The following is an 18,669-nucleotide window of genomic DNA, read 5'->3' on the forward strand; positions in this document are numbered from 1 at the left end:
ATGAACGTGGTGCGCTGGGGCATGATCGGTTGCGGCAGCGTCGCTGAACGCAAGAGCGGCCCGGCCTTCTACAAGGCGCCCGGTTCGGCGTTGGTGGCGGTGATGGGCCGACGCCTTGAGGCCGTGACTGACTATGCCGCGCGCCACGGCATCGAGCGGGTTTACACCGACGTCGATGCGCTGATCAACGATCCCGAGGTGGACGCGGTGTACATCGCCACACCGCCCGACAGCCACCACGCCTACAGCCTCAAGGTTGCCGCTGCCGGCAAACATTGCTGCGTGGAAAAACCCATGGCGCTGCATGCCGGGCAAAGTCGCGAGATGCAGCAGGCGTTTGCCGATGCCGGTTTGCATTTGTTCGTTGCCTACTATCGCCGTTCGTTGCCGCGTTTTGCGCAGGTGCGGCAGTGGCTGGAGAAGGGGCGCATTGGTGAGGTTCGGCATCTGAGCTGGACATTGACCAAGGCACCGTCGCCGGCGGATCTGCAGGGGCGCGACAATTGGCGCACCGATCCGGCGGTGGCCGGTGGCGGTTACTTCGCTGATCTGGCCAGCCATGGTTTTGACCTGTTCCAGTACCTGCTCGGCGACATTGTCGAGGTCGCCGGATTCACCGCACGTCAGGCCGGGTTGTATGCGGCGGAAGATGCCGTCAGCGCCAGTTGGCGGTTCGCGTCAGGCGCGCTGGGCATGGGTTGCTGGAGCTTTGTCGCGGATCGGCGTGAGGATCGGGTCGAGATCATCGGCAGCCTCGGGCGGATCGGTTTTTCGGTGTTTGATGAGCATCCTGTGCAGTTGCATGCCGATGAAATCATCAGCCTGGAAATCCCTCATCACGAACACATTCAGTGGCATCACGTGCTGGGCATGAATGCGCACATTCGTGGTGATTCACAACATCCCGCCGTCGCCGAACAAGCGCTCAAGACCGACTGGGTCATGGACCAGATCCTCAAACGCCACTGATTTTCCCGGCGTACACAATCCCCTGTGGGAGCGAGCCTGCTCGCGAAGGCGGCGTGTCAGTCACCATCATTGTTGAAAGAACCACCGCTTTCGCGAGCAGGCTCGCTCCCACATTGGGCAGTGCGTCGTCGCATCTAAGGTTATGCCCAAACAATATTTCTCAACCTCGTCATAACAACTCTAAGATCACGTCATAACTCGTTATAACAAGTGATCCCGTGATGACCGATAACGTTCTCTCCCTTAGCAGCGTTCCTCTGCACACCCAACTGCGCGACGTCCTCCGTGCGCGGATACTCGACGGCGAATACCCGCAAGACAGCCAGATGCCATCCGAAAGCGAACTCGGTGCGCTGTTCAAAGTCAGCCGCATCACCGTGCGCCAAGCCTTGGGCGATCTGCAAAAGGAAGGGCTGATCTTCAAGATCCACGGCAAAGGCACCTTCGTTGCCAAGCCGAAAACCTTTCAAAACGTCAGCAGCCTGCAAGGCCTCGCCGAGTCGATGACCGGGCGCGGTTACGAGGTGATCAACCGCCTGCGCAGCTTCAAATTCATCCCGGCTGACAAACGCGTCGCCGAGCGTTTGCAGGTCGCCGAAGGCGAGACCGTCGCGCAGATCAAACGTGTACGGTTGATCAATCGCGAGCCGATCTCGCTGGAAATCACCTACCTGCCCAAAGCCGTCGGCGAGCGCCTGGAGAAGGCCGATCTGGTCACTCGCGACATCTTCCTGATCCTCGAAAACGACTGCGGCATTGCCCTCGGCCACGCTGATCTGGCCATCGACGCAGTGCTCGCCGACAGCGACCTGACCCAGGCGCTGAACGTCGAGGCCGGCTCGCCGATCATGCGCATCGAGCGTCTGACCCACGACGCGCAAGGCCAGCCGCTGGACTTCGAACACCTTTACTACCGTGGCGATGCGTTCCAGTACCGCCTGCGGATCGACCGGCAAAAAGGGGAGCAGGCATGACCCGCAACGTGCTCGAACAGGAATACGACATCGTCGTCATTGGCGGCGGCACTGCCGGCCCGATGGCCGCGATCAAGGCCAAGGAAAAGAACCGCGACTTGCGCGTGTTGCTGGTCGACAAGGCCAACGTCAAACGCAGCGGCGCGATCAGCATGGGCATGGACGGCCTGAACAACGCGATCATCCCCGGCCACTCGACGCCCGAGCAGTACACCAAGGAAATCACCATCGCCAACGATGGCATCGTCAATCAGGCCGCCGTTTACGCCTACGCGACCCATAGCTTCGAAACCATCGAGCAACTCGACCGTTGGGGCGTGAAGTTCGAGAAAGATGAAACCGGCGATTACGCGGTGAAAAAGGTCCACCACATGGGCGCCTACGTGCTGCCGATGCCGGAAGGGCACGACATCAAAAAAGTGCTGTATCGCCAGTTGAAACGCGCACGGGTGAGCATCACCAATCGCCTGGTTTGCACGCGGTTGCTGACCGACGCGGAGGGCACCGTCAACGGTGTGATGGGCTTCGATTGCCGCACCGCCGACTTCCATGTGATCAAGGCCAAAGCGGTGATCCTCGCCTGTGGCGCTGCCGGGCGCCTCGGTCTGCCGTCGTCGGGCTACCTGATGGGCACCTACGAAAACCCGACCAACGCTGGCGACGGTTACGCGATGGCCTATCACGCCGGCGCCGAACTGGCCAACCTCGAGTGCTTCCAGATCAACCCGCTGATCAAGGATTACAACGGCCCGGCCTGCGCCTACGTCACCGGCCCGTTGGGCGGCTACACCGCCAACAACAAGGGCGAACGCTTCATCGAGTGCGACTACTGGAGCGGGCAGATGATGTGGGAGTTTCACCAGGAACTGGAGAGCGGCAACGGTCCGGTGTTCCTCAAACTCGATCACCTGGCCGAAGAAACCATCCAGAACATCGAGGAGATCCTGCACAGCAACGAGCGCCCGAGTCGCGGCCAGTTTCACGCCAATCGCGGCACCGATTACCGCACGCAAATGGTCGAAATGCATATTTCCGAAATCGGTTTTTGCAGCGGTCACTCGGCGTCCGGTGTGTGGGTCAACGAACGCGCCGAGACCTCGGTGAAGGGTTTGTATTCGGCGGGTGACATGGCCGCTGTGCCGCACAATTACATGCTCGGTGCCTTCACCTACGGCTGGTTCGCCGGGCATAACGCCGCAGATTTTGTCGCCGGCCGCGAGTTTTCTGCGCTGGACGCCGAGCAGATCGAGAAGGAAAAGGCCCGGGTCTACGCACCGCTGGATCGCGAACACGGTCTGCCGCCGGCGCAGGTCGAGTACAAGCTGCGGCGTTTCGTCAACGATTACCTGCAACCGCCGAAAGTCACCAAGAAGATGCAGATCGGCCTGCAACGCTTCAGCGACATCGAACGCGATCTCGAGCAGATGAAGGCCAACAACGCCCACGAACTGATGCGCGCGATGGAAACCAGCGTGATCCGCGACTGCGCCGAAATGGCCGCGCGCGCCTCGTTGTTCCGCGCCGAAAGCCGCTGGGGTCTGTACCACTATCGCGTTGATCATCCGCAGCGCAACGACAGCGAATGGTTCTGCCATTGCCACCTGAAGAAGGGCGAGGACGGCCAGATGACCAGTTTCAAGAAAGCCGTCGAGCCTTACATCATCCCGCTCGATGCTGAAGAAATGCAGGCTTATGACCGTTTGCGGGTCGGCGCTTTCGCCGCTTGATACATCAATAACCAGAGAGCCCGAACCATGGCCTATCAAGCTCAGGAAATCTTCTTCCGCTCCAACGCCCCCGTCACCGTGGACGAGGACAAATGCATCGCCGAAAAGGGCTGCACCGTGTGTGTCGACGTTTGCCCGATGGACTTGCTGGCGATCAACCCGGCGACGCAGAAGGCCTACATGGCGTTCGATGAATGCTGGTACTGCATGCCGTGCGAGAAGGACTGCCCGACCGGTGCCGTGAAAGTCGAAATCCCCTATCTCCTGCGTTGAAACCCGATCCCCTGTAGGAGTGAGCCTGCTCGCGATAGCGGTGGGTCAGATGTAGATGTGTTAGCTGACACACCGCTATCGCGAGCAGGCTCACTCCTACATTGGATGTGTGACAACCCAAAGCCATCCGGTGAACCCCGGACGCTGGATTCACCGAACACCCCTCGTTTCCCACCGCGCCCTGATCGCGGCGGAGACGAACTCAAATAAATGATTCGAGGGGAAACAACCATGTTGCGTGCAGCAATCGCCGGTCTGGTACTGGCTTCGTTCACCTTGTCGGCCTCAGCCGAAACCATCCGCATTGCCATCGGCACCCAGGACACCACCATCAACTGCGCCGCTGGCGGGTTGTTGATTCGTGAGCTGGGCCTGCTCGACAAATACCTGCCCCACGACGGCGCCTACAAAGACGCCAAGTACGACGTGCAGTGGAAGAACTTCACCAGCGGCGCGCCGCTGACCAACGAGATGGTCGCCGGCAAACTCGACTTCGGCGCCATGGCTGATTTCCCCGGCGCGTTCAACGGTGTCGCGTTCGAAACCGCCGGCAAGCACAGCCTGTTCATCAGCGTGCTGTCGGGGAGCATCAAGGGCAGCGGCAACGCCATCGTCGTGCCGAGCGCGTCTGGCGTGCAGTCGCTGAGCGAGCTCAAGGGCAAGACGATTTCCGTACCGTTCGCCTCCACCGCCCACGGCATGCTGCTGCGTGCGGTGGCGGCACAGGGTTGGGATCCGCTCAAGGACGTGAACATCATCGCCCAGCCGCCGGAAGTCGCCGGCTCGGCATTGCAGGCCGGCAAGATCGACGCCCACGCCGATTTTGTGCCGTTCGCCGAACTGTTCCCGAGCCGGGGTTTCGCCCGCAAGATCTACGACGGCGCTCAGGCCAATGCGCCGACTTTCCACGGTGCGCTGGTGGATCAGGCGTATGCGAAGAAGTACCCGGAGATTGTCGTCGCTTACCTGCGCGCCAGCATCGAGGCCAGTCAATTGCTCGCCGCCGAGCCTGAGAAGTACAGCGAACTGATCGCCAAAGTCACTGGTGTCGACGCCGAGGTGAATTATCTGTTCCACGGCCCGCTCGGCGTGCAGTCCCGCGACCTGAGCTGGAAGCCGGAATATCGTCAGGCGGTTGGTACGGCTATCGATACGTTGAAGCTGCTGAAGAAGGCTGATCGCGGGCTCGATCTGAATACCTTTGTCGACGATCAGTACATTCGTGCGGCGTTCAAGGCGTCGAACCTGGATTACACGGCGCAACTGGCCAACTACGCGCAGACACCGTTGCAGGCGACGGATGCGGCGACCGGTAAAGCGATTACTGACTTCAGTCATGTTGCGGAAATCTGGGTGCGTGGTGAGGACAAAGTGCGGCAGTACGCGTCTGCGGAAGAGGCGTTTACCGCGCTGGCCGCGTTGAAGCAGGCAGGCAAAAACGTCCGTGCGGTGTATGCGCAGGCCAGTGACAGCGGGATCAAGTTGCTCGCCGAGCAGGCGTGGTTTGCCAGTGATGCGAAAGGGCGGCTGAGTGCTTTCCTGCTCAAGGGGCAGGCTCAGCAATACGCCTCGACGCAGGGCGGCAAGGTTTTCGACTTTACGGATGCCACGACCCAAGCGGTTGCAGCCCGCTAATTGAAGATCAAGAGCCCCTCACCCTAGCCCTCTCCCGGAGGGAGAGGGAACTGATCGCGGTGTTTGGGCAAGGTACACCGACCTGAAATACCGAGTTGAACTCAGGTTTTGAAAAGAGTCTGTCGAGCCGAACTCAGGTTCTGAAAACCATGAAGATCTGCTCCCTTTCCCCCTCGCCCCCTTGGGGGCGGTCCGACGTTTCGGGAGGGCTGGGGTGAGGGGGTAAATCTCAGCCACAACACAGATCCAGAACTGGAAACCCGCTCCATGAAAACACCCATCCGCTGGACATCAAGAGCCGCCTCACTGCTGCTCTGCCTGCTGTTCTGGCAACTCGCTGCCAGCCACCACTGGAACCTCGGCCTCGTCACCTTCGCCAACGTGCCGACACCCATCGCGGTGATCGAAGCGGCGCTCGGTTTGGGCGATTCTGGCAAGTTGCTCCAGCACCTGACCGCCAGCCTCAGCCGCGTCTTCGCCGGCTACCTCGCTGCGCTAGTCATCGGCATCGCCCTCGGTTTAGCCATCGGCCGTTCAAAATGGGCCGAAGACCTGCTGCTGCCCCCACTGGAAGTCCTGCGTCCAATCCCTGCCGTCGCATGGATTCCACTGGCGATCCTGATGTTCCCATCCTCGGAACTGTCGATGGTCTTCATCACCTTCACCGGCGCGCTGTTCCCGATCCTGCTCAACACCGTGCACGGCGTCGAAGGCGTCGACCCACGCCTGATCGCCTCGGCGAAAAGCCTCGGGGCCGGGCGCAGGGCGATACTGCTGGAAGTGATTTTGCCGGGCGCCGCACCCAGCATCATCACCGGCCTGGCGATCGGCATGGGCACCTCGTGGTTCTGTCTGGTCACGGCGGAAATGATCTCCGGCCAGTTCGGCATTGGTTACTACACCTGGGAGTCCTACACCATTCAGAACTACGCCGACATCGTCGTCGGCATGCTCCTGATCGGCGTGCTGGGCATGGGCAGCAGTCTGCTGATCAAACGCCTGGGCGGGTTGTTCACGCCCTGGCATCGACCGCGAGGAAAAGCCTGATGAGCGTGATGCAAACCCCGGAAGGGCGGATCGACATTCGCCAGTTGTCCATCGTCCTTGGGCAGGGAAAGGAAGCCTTCGAAGCGGTGCGCGAACTCAATTGCCAGATCGAACCGGGCCAGTTCGTCTGTATTCTCGGCCCGTCCGGTTGCGGCAAGTCGACCCTGCTCGGCGCTCTGGCCGGGCACCTGAGCGCTCATGCCGGCAGTCTCAAAGTCGATGGCGGCGAAGTGTCCGGGCCGTCGCCGCAGCGCGGCATGGTGTTCCAGCATCACACGCTGTTTCCGTGGCGCACGGTGCGTGACAACGTTGCCTTTGGCCTGAAAATGCGCGGCATCGGCAAGGCCGAACGTCATCGCGCCGCCGACGAAATCCTCAAACTGGTTGGCCTCGAAGGTTTCGCCGAACGCTGGCCCGATCAGCTGTCCGGCGGCATGCAGCAACGCGTCGAAATCGCCCGTGTGCTGGTCAATCGCCCGCGCCTGTTGCTGATGGACGAACCGTTCGGTGCACTGGATGCGCTTACTCGCTTGAACATGCAGGAACTGCTGTTGGACATCTGGACGCGGATCCGTACCACGGTGGTGTTCGTCACCCACGACATCGACGAGGCGCTGTTCCTCGCCGACCGCTTGCTGGTGATGAGCGCACGACCGGGGCGAATCATCGAAGACTTGCGCCTGGATTTCGCCCGGCCACGCACCAGCGAACTGGTCACCAGTCCTGAATTCTCGCGCCTCAAACGCCACTGCCTCGACCTGCTGCGTCACGACGATGACCGACCGCTGCCGCGCCTCAATCCGCTCGGCCTGCCTCCCGAAAACCCTTTGCCGCGATTTGCCCTATGACCTCTATCTTTGCTGTGACCGATAACCAAGACATTCTCGATCTGCAACCGCGCCTGACTGCTGAAGATGCTGGCGTGCGACGCATTGCGCTGATTGATCTGGCGGATCTGGAGGAGCCCGATGGCTTGCTCTGGCTGGTCGATCGCCTCGGCCAGGATCCCGCTGAAGACGTCCGCGCTGAAGCCGCGCGTTTGCTGGAAGCCTGGGAGGATGAAGACGTTGTGCAGGCCTTGTGCGAGGCGCTGACCGACTCGTCGCCCACCGTGCAATCCGCTGCTGCGCAGAGCTTGAGTCTGCTCAAGACGCAAGCAGCGGGGCGGGTGATTCTGCCGTGGACCGATCATGCCGACGTCAGCGTGCGCATCGCCGCGTTCCGCGCCTTGCGCGAATTGCGTTTCGCCGACGCCGCACCGGCTGCCGTCGCCGCACTCAACGATGCTGACGCCAACGTTCGCCGTGAAGCGGTCGGCGTGCTCGGCTGGCTCAAGCAGCTCGACGCGCTACCTGCTTTGGCACGATTGGCCAGCGATGACCCGGACACCGAAGTACGCCGCGCCGCCACCGGTGCCCTCGGTTTGGCCTCCAGCGCCGAAGTCTTGCCAGCCCTGCGCCAGGCCCTGCAGGACACTGCCTGGCAAGTACGTGAAGAAGCCGCGACAACCCTGGGCAAAGTCGGCCACCGCGACGCCGGCCCGGCGCTGGTCGAAGCGCTGAGCGATGACTACTGGCAAGTACGCCTGCGCGCCACTCGCAGCCTCGGCCGTTTGCAATTTGCCCCGGCGCTGGACGCCTTGATCGACACCCTCGGCCATCGCATCAGCAACCTGCGAAAAGAGGCCGCGCTGGCCTTGGGCGAGTTGAATGATCGCGGTGCCGTGGCCGCGTTGCAGGCCGCGCAGGACGACGGCGACCCGGAAGTGCGCAAAGCCGTGCGCATTGCCCTGAGTCAGTTGCAATGAACCCGCTGTCAGTCGGTAACTCGCAAAGCGAAGGCACCTTGCGCTTGAGCTGGCCGGACGGTCGCGAGCAGCAGCTCAACCATGCCGAACTGCGCCGCCAGTGCCCGTGCTCGCAATGCCGCGCGTTGCGCCTCAAAGGCATGACGCCCATGGTCGATGACCGCGTACGCCTGATCGAACTCAACCCGCAGGGCTACGGCGTTCAACTGGTGTTCAGCGACGGCCACCAGCGCGGCATTTACCCGTGGGCCTATCTGGCAAACCTCAATTCTTGACCCACACAAATATCCAAATATGGGAGCGAGCCTGCTCGCGAATGCGGTGGTTCATTCAGCATTGATGGCGACTGTTTCACCGCCTTCGCGAGCAGGCTCGCTCCCACAGGTGGTCAGCGCTTTTTCAGAAAGATTTGCTGACGCTGGCGACGACGGTCGCAGTGCAGACGTCTTTGAAACCCCAGTTGCTCAGGCACTGGCTCTGCGACAGGTTAGTGTCGATGTAGCTAAGGCCCAGCACCACGCCGGCCAGATTGTGGGTGACTTTGACTTCCCATTCGCGATAACTGTCCTCAGCCTGCCCCGACGCCGAGTACAAATGCGGATCCTTGAAATCCATATTGCCGTAACGCAGCTTCAGACCTGAATCAAACGGCAACTCGGTTTCATAACCGATGTAGCTGTACAGCGAACTCTGTTTGCTATCGATCCCCGGTGCATCGCTGGAGTAATACGCCGCCAGTTTCACCCCGTAAACCCCGAGAATCCCGTAGACCTCGCTTTGATTGAACTGGCTTTCCTTGGGGTAGGCGTACTTGATGTAGCCCAGATCGAGGCTGACCTCCTCGGTCGCCTGCCACAGCCAGCCGCCGTAGTAATCGACTTCCTGACGGGTTTTCAGGCCGCCGCCGAAATCGACGTTGGAGCTCCACGCGCCGAGGTACAGACCGCTGCTGTGAGCGAGGGTCAGACCGGCCTGCACCGCCGGGTCGTTCTGGGTTTGCGAGATGCCGCGAGTGCGGTAATCGCTGGCCAGGGTCAGGTCTACCTCGAGCGCAAAGTCATCGTTCAAGGGGATCGCTTGGCTGCTCAACGGCAGCAGACTGAAAAAACTCAGGGCGAACAGGGGCAAGGCTTTCATGTGAAGTCCCGATGTTGTGATTATTTTTGGGCAGAAAGAGAACTGCGGGGGGATTCTATTTCGACCACCCTCACAGACCCTGTGGGAGCGAGCCTGCTCGCGAAAGCGGTGGTTCATTCAGCATTGATGGCGACTGATACGCCGCCTTCGCGAGCAGGCTCGCTCCCACAGGGGAACAGTGTTGTTATTTTGCGGCGGTGTAGACCTGACGGCCGCCGAACCAGGTCTGCAGGACCTGGGTGTCATGCAGGGCTTTGTTGTCGACGCTGAACACGTCGCGGTCGAGCACGATAAAGTCGGCTTGCTTGCCCGGCGTCAGCGAGCCGATCTGTTTCTCCAGGCCAATCGTGCGCGCCGCGTTGACGGTGTAGGCATAGAACATGGTGTCGCGGTCCAGACGCTCGTCGGCATTGAGCACACCCAACGGGCCGACACGAGTAATCGCCTGAGCCATGGCATTGAACGGGTTCGGCGTCGACACCGGCCAGTCACTGGCGCCGGCAATCGTCGCGCCCTGTTTCAGCAACGAGTGCGCTGGATATTGATAGCGAAAGGCGAGGGCGCTGACGTAGGGCTTGATCATGTCGGTGGTGTAGTCGTCGGCGCTGGCCCACAGCAGTTGCATCGAGGCGATCACGTTGAGCGGTTTGAAACGGGCGAACTCTTTTGGGTTGACCATTTGCAGGTGAGTGATCGAGTGGGTCACGCCGCTCTGGCGATCCTTGCGTGCCTGAGCGATGCCGTTCAGCGCTTCACGCACCGCGCGATCGCCGATCGCGTGGATGTGTACCAGCCAGCCGCGCTGATCGATGGCGCTGACCAGTTCGCCAAAATGCTGCGGATCGATCAGCAGTTCGCCCTGTTTGTGCGAGTTGCTGTAGGGGTCGATCATCGCCGCGCTCTGTGCCGGGAATTCGATCACGCCGTCGGCGAAGATCTTGATCCCGGGCAGCGTCAGGTTGGGGATGCCCTGAAATTGCTGGCGCACCTTTTCCAGCGTGTCGAGGTCGGCCGGCACGCTTTTCGGGTTGGCCACCAGCAGCGCCGCGACGTGCACGCTCATGTCGCCGCTTTCTGACAGCGCTTTATAGGCTGGCAGCACGCCGACGGTTTTTTCGGTCGGCTTGAGCGCGAACACTGCTTCGCCCGGTGCGGCGTTGGCGGCCGGGTCCATCCACGCGGTGATGCCGAGGCTGTTGTTATAGCGCACCGCTGACTTGGCGGCGTTCAACATGTCGGCGGGGCTTGGTACCGGCATTTTCGAGGCGACCCGATCCCAACCGGCGTCGACCACAAAACCGTTCGGCTCGCCGTTGGCCAGTTTGCCGATGGTGTCTTTTTCCGCGTCGGGCAGGGTTTTCAGCAGGGCCGCATCAATCCCGGCGCGCTTGAGCATGACGTTATTGGCCCACGCGGTGTGGTGGTCGCTGCCAATGAACACCACCGGCACATCAGCCCATTCGCCGCTGTTGAAGGTGTTGCCCAAGGCTTCGGCCTGCGCCCAGTAAACCGAACTCATGCCAGCGATGCTCAGCACATCGCCGTGCCTGGCCTTGCCGTCTGCACGCCAGCTGCGCAGGCGTTTTTGCAGTTCGCCAAGGTCGACGACTTCGTCTTCCATGTTCGCCGAGACCATTTCCAGTCCGCCGAAAATCGCGTGGGAATGGGTGTCGATCAGGCCGGGCATCAGCGCTTTGCCCTTGAGGTCGATGACTTTTGTGCCAGGTTCGATCAAGGCTTTGATCTGCGCGTCGCTGCCGACTTTCAGCACTTTGCCGTTCTCCACGGCCAGCGCTTGTACTTTGGGTTGCGCGCGGTCGGCGGTGAAAATCTTGCCGTTGAGCAGGATCAGATCGGCGGCGGCCATGGCTTCCATCGAGGCAAAACTTACAGCGGCTACCAACAGACTCGGGATGAATCTTTTCATTGAAGATTTCCTTGTTATTGCGTCTGATGGCGAGATTAGTGGCTGACACCAGCCGACAGAACGCCTCCCTCACGAAAAACGTTTTTGCCTGAATGGAAAAAGCATGGACAAGTTGGGTGCATTGAAAATGTTCGTGGTCACCGCGCAGCTCGGCAGTTTCAGTCGCGCCGCCGAGCAGTTGGGCAAGACCCCGTCGGCGCTGACCAAAGCGGTCAATCACCTGGAATCGGAGCTGGGCGCACGGCTGTTCGAGCGCAGCACGCGGCGGATTTTGCTCACTGAAATCGGCCGTGTGTACCTGGAAACCGCACGGCTGGTGTTGCAGCGGCTGGACGAGGCCAGCGAGGAAATCGAGCAGTTGCAGCACGGCTTGCGCGGCAGCCTGAAAATCACCGCACCGCTGGCGTATGGCCGGGCGTTTCTCGATCAAGTGTGTGACGGATTTTTGCAGCAATATCCGCAGATCAGCCTGCAAGTGGACCTGTGCGATGCGTTCGTCAATCTGCTGGAAAGCGGTTACGACCTGGCGTTGCGTGAGGGCCACGATGACTTGCCGGGGCTGATTGCGCGGGTGGTCGGCAGCAATCGTCTGGCGTTGTGCGGCAGCCCCGAATACCTGACGCGCAAGGGCTTGCCGGTGAATCCGCAAACCCTTGAGCAGCATGAATGGCTGCTCTATCAGCACCCGTTGCTTAGCCGCGAATTCTGGTGGGCCGAACGCGACGGGCAGCGCTTGAGCCTGGCGCAACCGACGGCGCCGCTGTTACGCAGTGACAATTACGATCTGTTGCTGGCCAGTGCCTTGGCCGGACGCGGTTTGCTGCACACGCCGCTGTGGAGCGCCGCGCCGTACATTGCCGACGGGCGACTGGTGCGGGTCATGGCCGATTATGAGATCGACCCGGATACCTTCGGCCCGCACATCCTGGCGGTGTATCCGAGTCATCGGCGAGCCACGGCGAAGGTCGTTGCCTTCATCGATTACATCGCAGCATTTCTCGCCGAACGCGGCCTTGGCTAACACCCACGCACTGATCGTTCCCACGCTCCGGCATGGGAATGCAGCCCGTGACGCTCCGCGTCACTGGACGCAGAGCGTCCCTAGAGGCATTCCCACGCAGAGCGTGGGAACGATCAAGAACGTAGGAACGATCAACGTGGGGTGGGCCGACCTGCGGCGCTTGTCAGGAAAATCCTACAGGAGTACAAATGTACTCCATGACGAACCTGACTCCCCGCCGTACCGCCATCCTGACCTTTATCCGCGATCGAATCGCCGAACACGGTCAGCCCCCAAGCCTCGCTGAAATCAGCGAGGCTTTTGGCTTTGCCTCGCGCAGCGTGGCGCGCAAGCACGTGCTCGCGCTCACCGAAGCCGGGTTTATCGAGGTCAATCCGCATCAGGCCCGCGGCATTCGCCTGCTCGGGCAAGCGCCGCGCCCGGAACTGCTCGACATCCCCGTGCTTGGCCGCGTCGCTGCCGGTGCGCCGATTGGCGCCGATGCCGACATCCATAGTCGCTTGCTGCTCGACCCGGCGCTGTTCTCGCGCACACCCGATTACATGCTGCGAGTGCAGGGCGATTCGATGATCGAGGACGGCATCCTCGACGGCGATCTGGTCGGCGTGCGGCGCAATCCCGAAGCGCTCAACGGCCAGATTGTCGTGGCGCGGCTCGACGGCGAAGTCACCATCAAACGCTTCGAACGGCTCGGCGCAGAAGTGCGCCTGTTGCCACGCAACCCGGCGTATCAGCCGATTGTCGTGCGCGACGATCAGGATCTGGCCATCGAAGGGGTGTTCTGCGGTCTGGTGAGGCAAGGCTGATGGGCGCCGTCGTTGCGTTGGATACGCTGTTCAATGGCGGCCAGGTCTGGAAGGGCCGGCCTGCGCCACCCACCGCCAGCCCGCAACCGACCGGGCATGCCGCGCTGGACGCGGCCCTGCCCAGCGGCGGCTGGCCGGAAGCGGCATTGAGCGAAATCCTTTTGGCCGGCCCGGGTGTCGGTGAACTGCAACTGGTCTGGCCGACGCTGGCGCGGTTGTCGGCGGCGGGCGAGCGCATTGTGCTGGTGGCGCCGCCGTTCGTGCCGTACCCGCAGGCGTGGGCAAACGCCGGGGTCGATCTGCGCCAGTTGTCAGTGATTCAGGCCACTGAGCGCGATGCCTTGTGGGCGGCGGAACAGTGCCTGCGTTCGGGCAGTTGCGGCGCCGTACTGTGCTGGCCGCACAAGGCCGATGACCGTGCGTTGCGGCGTTTGCAGGTGGCGGCAGAAACCGGCCAGACCCTGGCATTTGCCTGGCGTCCGTTGAGCGAAGCGGTCAACCCGTCACCGGCGGCGTTGCGCATCGCCATCGACGCCAAACCCGCGCAGTTACGCGTGCTCAAGTGCCGTGGCGGACTCGCGCGTACAGCGCCAATTGCTTTTGCTGTGGGTCACTGAGGTCGCCATGCGCTGGGTGTGTATTCTGTTTCCGCAATTGGCCCTCGACGCCGTGCTGCGTCAGCGTCCCGATCCCGATGAACCGTTGGTGCTGCTCAGCGGCCCGGCCCAGCGCCGGGTGCTGCAAGCGGTTAATCCTGCCGCGCGCAAACTCGGTCTGCGCGCCGGCCAGTCGATGACTGCCGCCCAGGCCATGAGCAAGGGGTTTGTCACTGCCGATTACGAGGCTGCCGAGGTCGAGCACTGGCAGCAGTTTCTCGCCGCGTGGGCCTACGGTTTCAGTGCGCAGGTCAGCGTGCATTACCCGCGTTCCGTGGTGTTCGAGATCGAATCCAGCCTGGGCCTGTTTGGTTCCTGGGCACAGTTCGAAGCACGGTTGCGCAAGGAACTGAGCGATCTGGGTTTCCGTCATCGCATCGTCGCCGCGCCGAATCCAGTGGCGGCGCGGGTGCTGGCCAATGCTTACGACGGCTTGGTGGTGCCCGACGGCGAGGCTTTGCAGCATCACCTCGGCCAGTTGCCCGTCGACCGCGTCGGCCTGGAACCGGCGGTGGCCACGGCGTTGTCGCGCATGGGCCTGCGCAACCTCAGTCAGGTGCAGAGCCTGCCGCGTCAGGCGCTGGCGCGGCGTTTCGAAGCGCAGATGTTCAAACACCTCGACACCTTGTTCGGTGCGCGCCCGTTGGCGCTGGCGTTTTACCTGCCGCCGGATCGCTTCGATGTGCGCATCGAACTGAATTTCGACGTGCAGTCGCATCAGGCCTTGTTGTTCCCGTTACGCCGTTTGACCGCTGACCTGTCGGCGTTCCTCTGCGGGCGTGACAGCGGCGTGCAGCGTTTCGACCTGCATCTGGAACACGCCGGGCTGCCGGACAGCGTGATCAAGGTCGGTTTGCTCAGCGCCGAACGTGATCCGGCGATGCTTTTCGAACTGGCGCGCGGGCGGCTGGAACAGGTGCAAGTCGAGGCGCCCGTGCGCGGCTTTCGTCTGCGCGCCGAGGACCTGCCGAGTTTCGTCCCGCAGTTTCAGGAACTGTTCGACGACCGTCCGCAACAGACCTTGCCCTGGGAGCAGTTGCGTGAACGCCTGCGCGCACGGCTTGGTGATGACGCCGTGCAGGGGCTGCGTTTTCAGGCTGATCATCGCCCGGAGTGCGCGTGGCAGCACGGCGTCGACAAACAACGCTGCGCAGGCTTGCCGAATGTGCAGCGTCCGGGCTGGTTATTGGGTGAACCGCAGAGCGTGGCGCAAGGTTCGGCGCGGATTCTCATGGGCCCGGAGCGCATCGAGTCCGGCTGGTGGGACGGCGACGATGTGCGCCGCGATTATTACCTGATCCAGAACCGCGCCGGCCAACAGGGCTGGGCTTATCGCGCGGTGGGCGAGGGCGGTCCGTTGTGGCTGCAGGGCTGGTTTGCATGAGCGACGGTTATGCCGAACTGCACTGCCTGTCGAACTTCAGTTTTCAGCGCGGTGCTTCCAGTGCCCTTGAGCTGTTTCAACGGGCGAAGAAACACGGCTATCAGGCGCTGGCGATCACCGATGAATGCACACTGGCCGGGATTGTGCGGGCGTGGCAAGCGGCGAAGTCAGTTGAGCTGCCGCTGATCATTGGCAGTGAAGTGCGCATCGAAAACGGCCCGAAACTGGTGCTGCTGGTGGAGAACCTTGCGGGCTATCAAGCGCTGTGCGGCTTGATCACCCGCGCCCGGCGGCGCACGCAAAAAGGCCAGTATCAGGTGCTGCGCGAGGACTTCGACGAGCCGCTGCCGGGATTGCTGGTGTTATGGGTGCCAGACTCGCTTGATCAGGTGGAGGAGGGCCGTTGGCTGAAACAAACCTTCACTGAACGCCTGTGGCTGGCGGTGCAATTGCATCGCGGCCAGGACGATCAGCAGCGGCTGACGGCGTTGTTAAGTCTGGCCGCCGAGTTGCAGGTTCCGGCCGTGGCCAGCGGCGATGTGCACATGCACGCCCGTGGCCGACGCGCCTTGCAGGACACCATGACCGCGATACGTCATCACGTGCCGGTGGCCGAGGCCGGGCTGCGATTACACCCCAATGGCGAGCGGCATTTGCGCAGTGTCGAAGTATTGCGTGAGTTGTATCCGCAGGCCTTGCTCGACGAATCGGTGAATCTGGCCCGGCGCTGCACCTTCGATCTGGGTGAATTGCGTTATCAGTATCCGAAAGAACTGGTGCCCGAGGGGCACAGCGCCAGTTCCTGGCTAAGGCAACTGACCAAGGAAGGCATCGCCTGGCGCTGGAAAAAGGGCGCGCCCTTCAAGGTGCTGCGGCAGATCAACAAGGAGCTGAAGCTGATCGCCGAACTCGGCTATGAAAGCTACTTCCTCACCGTACATGACGTGGTGCGCTTTGCCCGCGAGCAGAGCATTCTCTGTCAGGGCCGTGGCTCGGCGGCCAACTCGGCGGTGTGCTTTGCCTTGGGCATCACCGAGATCGACCCGGACCGCACCACGCTGCTGTTCGAGCGTTTCATGTCCAAGGAGCGCAACGAACCGCCGGACATCGACGTCGACTTCGAGCACGAACGCCGCGAAGAAGTCCTGCAATACGTGTTCCGTCGCTATGGCCGCCGTCGCGCAGCACTGACCGCAGTGGTCAGCACCTACCACGCCGCTGGCGCCGTACGCGATGTGGCCAAGGCCTTGGGCCTGCCGCCGGATCAGATCAACGCACTGGCCGATTGCTGCGGCCACTGGAGCGATGAAACGCCGCCAGTCGAGCGTTTGCTCGAGGGTGGTTTCGACCCGGAGAGCCCGGTGTTGCACCGGGTGCTGAGCCTGACCGGACAACTGATCGGCTTCCCCCGACATTTGTCGCAACACCCCGGTGGTTTCGTGATCTCCGAGCAGCCGCTGGACACGCTGGTGCCGGTGGAGAACGCCGCGATGGCCGAGCGCACGATCATCCAGTGGGACAAGGACGACCTCGATGCGGTCGGCCTGCTCAAGGTGGATATCCTCGCCCTCGGCATGCTCAGCGCGATTCGTCGTTGCTTCGACCTGCTGCGTCGCCATCGCAATCTGGACTTGAGTCTGGCGACGATTCCGGCCGAAGACAAACCGACCTACGAGATGATCAGCCGCGCTGACACCATTGGCGTGTTCCAGATCGAATCTCGCGCACAGATGTCGATGCTGCCGCGCCTGAAACCAGCGAAGTTCTACGATCTGGTGATTGAAGTGGCCATCGTCCGCCCCGGGCCGATTCAGGGCGGGATGGTCCATCCGTACCTGCGCCGCCGGAACAAGGAAGAAGAGGAAACCTACCCGTCGCCAGAACTCAAGGTCGTACTGGAAAGAACCCTCGGCGTGCCGCTGTTTCAGGAGCAGGTGATGCAGATCGCCATTGTCGCCGCCGATTACAGCCCCGGCGAGGCCGATCAATTACGTCGCTCGATGGCCGCGTGGAAACGCCACGGTGGATTGGAGCCGCACAAGGAACGCCTCGCCGCCGGCATGAAGAAGAATGGCTACACACCGGAGTTCGCCGCGCAGATCTTCGAGCAGATCAAAGGCTTCGGCAGCTACGGTTTTCCCGAATCCCACGCCGCCAGTTTTGCCTTGCTGACCTACGCCAGTTGCTGGCTCAAGTGCCACGAACCGGCGGCGTTTGCCTGTGCGCTGATCAATAGCTGGCCGATGGGTTTCTACAGCCCGGACCAGATTCTCCAGGATGCGCGCCGGCATCAGTTGCAGATCCGCCCGGTCGACGTGCGCGCCAGTGACTGGGATTGCAGCCTGGAAACCACCACCGCGGCGCAACCGGCGATTCGCATGGGCCTGCGGATGATCAAGGGTTTTCGTGAAGACGATGCCCGGCGCATCGAGGCGGCGCGGGCGCACGGGGCGTTTGCCGATGTCGCCGACCTGGGCGAGCGGGCGGCGCTCGACAGTCGGGCGCAGGCCTTGCTGGCCGACTCCGGGGCGTTGCGCGGTTTGGCCGGGCATCGGCATCGGGCGCGCTGGGAAGTCGCCGGGGTGCAGAAACAGTTGGGTCTGTTTGCCGGGCTGCCGAGTCAGGAGGAGGCCGAGGTGGTGCTGCCCAAACCCAGCGTTGGCGAGGACCTGCATGCCGATTACAGCACCGTCGGCACCACGCTGGGGCCGCATCCGTTGGCGCTGTTGCGCGGCGAGTTGAAGACCTTGCGCTGCCGCAGTTCGCAGGAGTTGCTCGACGTCGAGCACGGTCGGCCGGTGAGCGTCGCCGGGCTGGTCACCGGACGCCAACGACCGGGCACCGCCAGTGGCGTGACCTTCGTGACCCTTGAAGACGAGTTCGGCAACGTCAACGTGGTGGTCTGGCGTGATCTGGCCGAGCGTCAGCGGCAAGTACTGGTCGGTTCGCAATTGCTCAAGGTCGATGGCCGCTGGGAGCGCGAGGGCGAAGTGCGCCACCTGATCGCCGGGCGCCTGAGCGACCTCAGCCCGCTGCTCAACGGCATCCGCGTGCAGAGCCGCGATTTCCATTAGCGCGCCCTGATCTGATCGTTCCCACGCTCTGCGTGGTAACGCCTCCCGTGACGCTCCGCGTCACAGCGGACGCGGAGCGTCCGTGGCTGCATTCCCACGCAGAGCGTGGGAACGATCAAGTCCGGAACAGCCAATTCACTGGCGTCAAAAAAACCTGTCACGAATGATGGCACTTTGTCATAATGCCGACCCTTTTCAGCTCCCGCTGCGCATTGCCGTGCCGGGACATCCC

The 18,669-nt window shown here is 62.1% G+C and carries 16 protein-coding genes and 2 pseudogenes; 14 read left to right on the forward strand and 4 right to left on the reverse strand.

Annotated features, from left to right (window positions below):
* The 9 genes from PspS49_RS13000 to PspS49_RS13040 all read left to right on the forward strand — a co-directional run bounded on the left by PspS49_RS13000 (window position 1) and on the right by PspS49_RS13040 (window position 8,707).
* Complete coding sequence (locus PspS49_RS13000; protein WP_160039640.1) at window positions 1–969, forward strand: Gfo/Idh/MocA family oxidoreductase; 969 nt, start codon at window positions 1–3, stop codon at window positions 967–969.
* A gap of 221 nt (window positions 970–1,190) precedes the next feature.
* The gene (locus tag PspS49_RS13005) at window positions 1,191–1,943 is read left to right on the forward strand and encodes a GntR family transcriptional regulator (protein WP_038368826.1); all 753 of its coding nucleotides are present in this window, start codon (window positions 1,191–1,193) and stop codon (window positions 1,941–1,943) included.
* Complete coding sequence (locus PspS49_RS13010) at window positions 1,940–3,670, forward strand: fumarate reductase/succinate dehydrogenase flavoprotein subunit (RefSeq protein WP_160039643.1); 1,731 nt, start codon at window positions 1,940–1,942, stop codon at window positions 3,668–3,670. The genes PspS49_RS13005 and PspS49_RS13010 overlap by 4 nt, the downstream gene beginning before the upstream one ends.
* Window positions 3,671–3,697: 27 nt before the next feature.
* A complete protein-coding gene (locus tag PspS49_RS13015; protein ID WP_007959413.1) occupies window positions 3,698–3,943 on the forward strand; it encodes a ferredoxin family protein in 246 nt (81 codons plus the stop codon).
* 231 nt (window positions 3,944–4,174) lie between these two features.
* Window positions 4,175–5,578 carry an ABC transporter substrate-binding protein gene (locus tag PspS49_RS13020; RefSeq protein ID WP_160039645.1) on the forward strand — a complete coding sequence of 468 codons (1,404 nt, stop codon included), beginning with the start codon at window positions 4,175–4,177 and terminating at the stop codon, window positions 5,576–5,578.
* Between the two features lie 267 nt (window positions 5,579–5,845).
* Window positions 5,846–6,625, forward strand: a complete 780-nt coding sequence (locus tag PspS49_RS13025) for an ABC transporter permease (RefSeq protein ID WP_102901951.1) — start codon at window positions 5,846–5,848, stop codon at window positions 6,623–6,625.
* Window positions 6,625–7,473 (forward strand): ABC transporter ATP-binding protein, encoded by an 849-nt coding sequence (locus PspS49_RS13030; RefSeq protein WP_160039647.1) that lies wholly within the window; start codon window positions 6,625–6,627, stop codon window positions 7,471–7,473. The genes PspS49_RS13025 and PspS49_RS13030 overlap by 1 nt, the downstream gene beginning before the upstream one ends.
* Window positions 7,470–8,432, forward strand: coding sequence for a HEAT repeat domain-containing protein (locus tag PspS49_RS13035; protein WP_150776058.1), 963 nt, complete (start codon window positions 7,470–7,472; stop codon window positions 8,430–8,432). Before PspS49_RS13030 ends, PspS49_RS13035 begins: the two co-directional genes overlap by 4 nt.
* Entirely contained in the window at window positions 8,429–8,707 is a 279-nt protein-coding gene (locus PspS49_RS13040; RefSeq protein ID WP_160039649.1) for a DUF971 domain-containing protein, read from the forward strand. Before PspS49_RS13035 ends, PspS49_RS13040 begins: the two co-directional genes overlap by 4 nt.
* Window positions 8,708–8,727: 20 nt before the next feature.
* On the opposite strand, the pseudogene PspS49_RS29820 reads toward PspS49_RS13040, so the two are convergent.
* From PspS49_RS29820 to PspS49_RS13050, 4 genes and pseudogenes are all read right to left on the reverse strand, one after another.
* Window positions 8,728–8,814, reverse strand: a pseudogene (locus tag PspS49_RS29820) (metal ABC transporter ATP-binding protein); the annotation flags it as partial.
* 17 nt (window positions 8,815–8,831) lie between these two features.
* Window positions 8,832–9,569 carry a TorF family putative porin gene (locus PspS49_RS13045; RefSeq protein ID WP_160039651.1) on the reverse strand — a complete coding sequence of 246 codons (738 nt, stop codon included), beginning with the start codon at window positions 9,567–9,569 and terminating at the stop codon, window positions 8,832–8,834.
* A gap of 79 nt (window positions 9,570–9,648) precedes the next feature.
* Window positions 9,649–9,738 (reverse strand): annotated as a pseudogene (locus tag PspS49_RS29825) (metal ABC transporter ATP-binding protein); the annotation flags it as partial.
* 15 nt (window positions 9,739–9,753) lie between these two features.
* Window positions 9,754–11,496 carry an amidohydrolase gene (locus PspS49_RS13050; protein ID WP_160039653.1) on the reverse strand — a complete coding sequence of 581 codons (1,743 nt, stop codon included), beginning with the start codon at window positions 11,494–11,496 and terminating at the stop codon, window positions 9,754–9,756.
* Window positions 11,497–11,599: 103 nt separating this feature from the next.
* Between PspS49_RS13050 and PspS49_RS13055 the strand changes: the two genes are divergently transcribed.
* The 5 genes from PspS49_RS13055 to PspS49_RS13075 all read left to right on the forward strand — a co-directional run bounded on the left by PspS49_RS13055 (window position 11,600) and on the right by PspS49_RS13075 (window position 18,437).
* Complete coding sequence (locus tag PspS49_RS13055) at window positions 11,600–12,517, forward strand: LysR family transcriptional regulator (protein ID WP_127927015.1); 918 nt, start codon at window positions 11,600–11,602, stop codon at window positions 12,515–12,517.
* Between the two features lie 188 nt (window positions 12,518–12,705).
* Entirely contained in the window at window positions 12,706–13,323 is a 618-nt protein-coding gene (gene lexA, locus PspS49_RS13060; protein WP_127927017.1) for a transcriptional repressor LexA, read from the forward strand.
* The gene (gene imuA / locus PspS49_RS13065; RefSeq protein WP_150752010.1) at window positions 13,323–13,940 is read left to right on the forward strand and encodes a translesion DNA synthesis-associated protein ImuA; all 618 of its coding nucleotides are present in this window, start codon (window positions 13,323–13,325) and stop codon (window positions 13,938–13,940) included. The genes lexA and imuA overlap by 1 nt, the downstream gene beginning before the upstream one ends.
* Window positions 13,941–13,947: 7 nt before the next feature.
* The gene (locus PspS49_RS13070; protein WP_160039655.1) at window positions 13,948–15,363 is read left to right on the forward strand and encodes a DNA polymerase Y family protein; all 1,416 of its coding nucleotides are present in this window, start codon (window positions 13,948–13,950) and stop codon (window positions 15,361–15,363) included.
* On the forward strand, window positions 15,339–18,437 hold the full coding sequence (locus tag PspS49_RS13075) for an error-prone DNA polymerase (protein WP_202982102.1): 3,099 nt from the start codon (window positions 15,339–15,341) through the stop codon (window positions 18,435–18,437). Before PspS49_RS13070 ends, PspS49_RS13075 begins: the two co-directional genes overlap by 25 nt.
* Window positions 18,438–18,669: the final 232 nt, after the last annotated feature.

The organism is Pseudomonas sp. S49, from assembly GCF_009866785.1.
Taxonomy (GTDB): domain Bacteria; phylum Pseudomonadota; class Gammaproteobacteria; order Pseudomonadales; family Pseudomonadaceae; genus Aquipseudomonas.

Excerpts from the sequence above, each read along its gene's own strand:
- PspS49_RS13000 (WP_160039640.1), top strand. The coding sequence starts at position 1 with ATGAACGTGGTGCGCTGGGGCATGATCGGTTGCGGCAGCGTCGCTGAA.
- PspS49_RS13005 (WP_038368826.1), top strand. The coding sequence starts at position 1,191 with ATGACCGATAACGTTCTCTCCCTTAGCAGCGTTCCTCTGCACACCCAA.
- PspS49_RS13010 (WP_160039643.1), top strand. The coding sequence starts at position 1,940 with ATGACCCGCAACGTGCTCGAACAGGAATACGACATCGTCGTCATTGGC.
- PspS49_RS13015 (WP_007959413.1), top strand. The coding sequence starts at position 3,698 with ATGGCCTATCAAGCTCAGGAAATCTTCTTCCGCTCCAACGCCCCCGTC.
- PspS49_RS13020 (WP_160039645.1), top strand. The coding sequence starts at position 4,175 with ATGTTGCGTGCAGCAATCGCCGGTCTGGTACTGGCTTCGTTCACCTTG.
- PspS49_RS13025 (WP_102901951.1), top strand. The coding sequence starts at position 5,846 with ATGAAAACACCCATCCGCTGGACATCAAGAGCCGCCTCACTGCTGCTC.
- PspS49_RS13030 (WP_160039647.1), top strand. The coding sequence starts at position 6,625 with ATGAGCGTGATGCAAACCCCGGAAGGGCGGATCGACATTCGCCAGTTG.
- PspS49_RS13035 (WP_150776058.1), top strand. The coding sequence starts at position 7,470 with ATGACCTCTATCTTTGCTGTGACCGATAACCAAGACATTCTCGATCTG.
- PspS49_RS13040 (WP_160039649.1), top strand. The coding sequence starts at position 8,429 with ATGAACCCGCTGTCAGTCGGTAACTCGCAAAGCGAAGGCACCTTGCGC.
- PspS49_RS13045 (WP_160039651.1), bottom strand. The coding sequence starts at position 9,569 with ATGAAAGCCTTGCCCCTGTTCGCCCTGAGTTTTTTCAGTCTGCTGCCG.
- PspS49_RS13050 (WP_160039653.1), bottom strand. The coding sequence starts at position 11,496 with ATGAAAAGATTCATCCCGAGTCTGTTGGTAGCCGCTGTAAGTTTTGCC.
- PspS49_RS13055 (WP_127927015.1), top strand. The coding sequence starts at position 11,600 with ATGGACAAGTTGGGTGCATTGAAAATGTTCGTGGTCACCGCGCAGCTC.
- lexA (WP_127927017.1), top strand. The coding sequence starts at position 12,706 with ATGTACTCCATGACGAACCTGACTCCCCGCCGTACCGCCATCCTGACC.
- imuA (WP_150752010.1), top strand. The coding sequence starts at position 13,323 with ATGGGCGCCGTCGTTGCGTTGGATACGCTGTTCAATGGCGGCCAGGTC.
- PspS49_RS13070 (WP_160039655.1), top strand. The coding sequence starts at position 13,948 with ATGCGCTGGGTGTGTATTCTGTTTCCGCAATTGGCCCTCGACGCCGTG.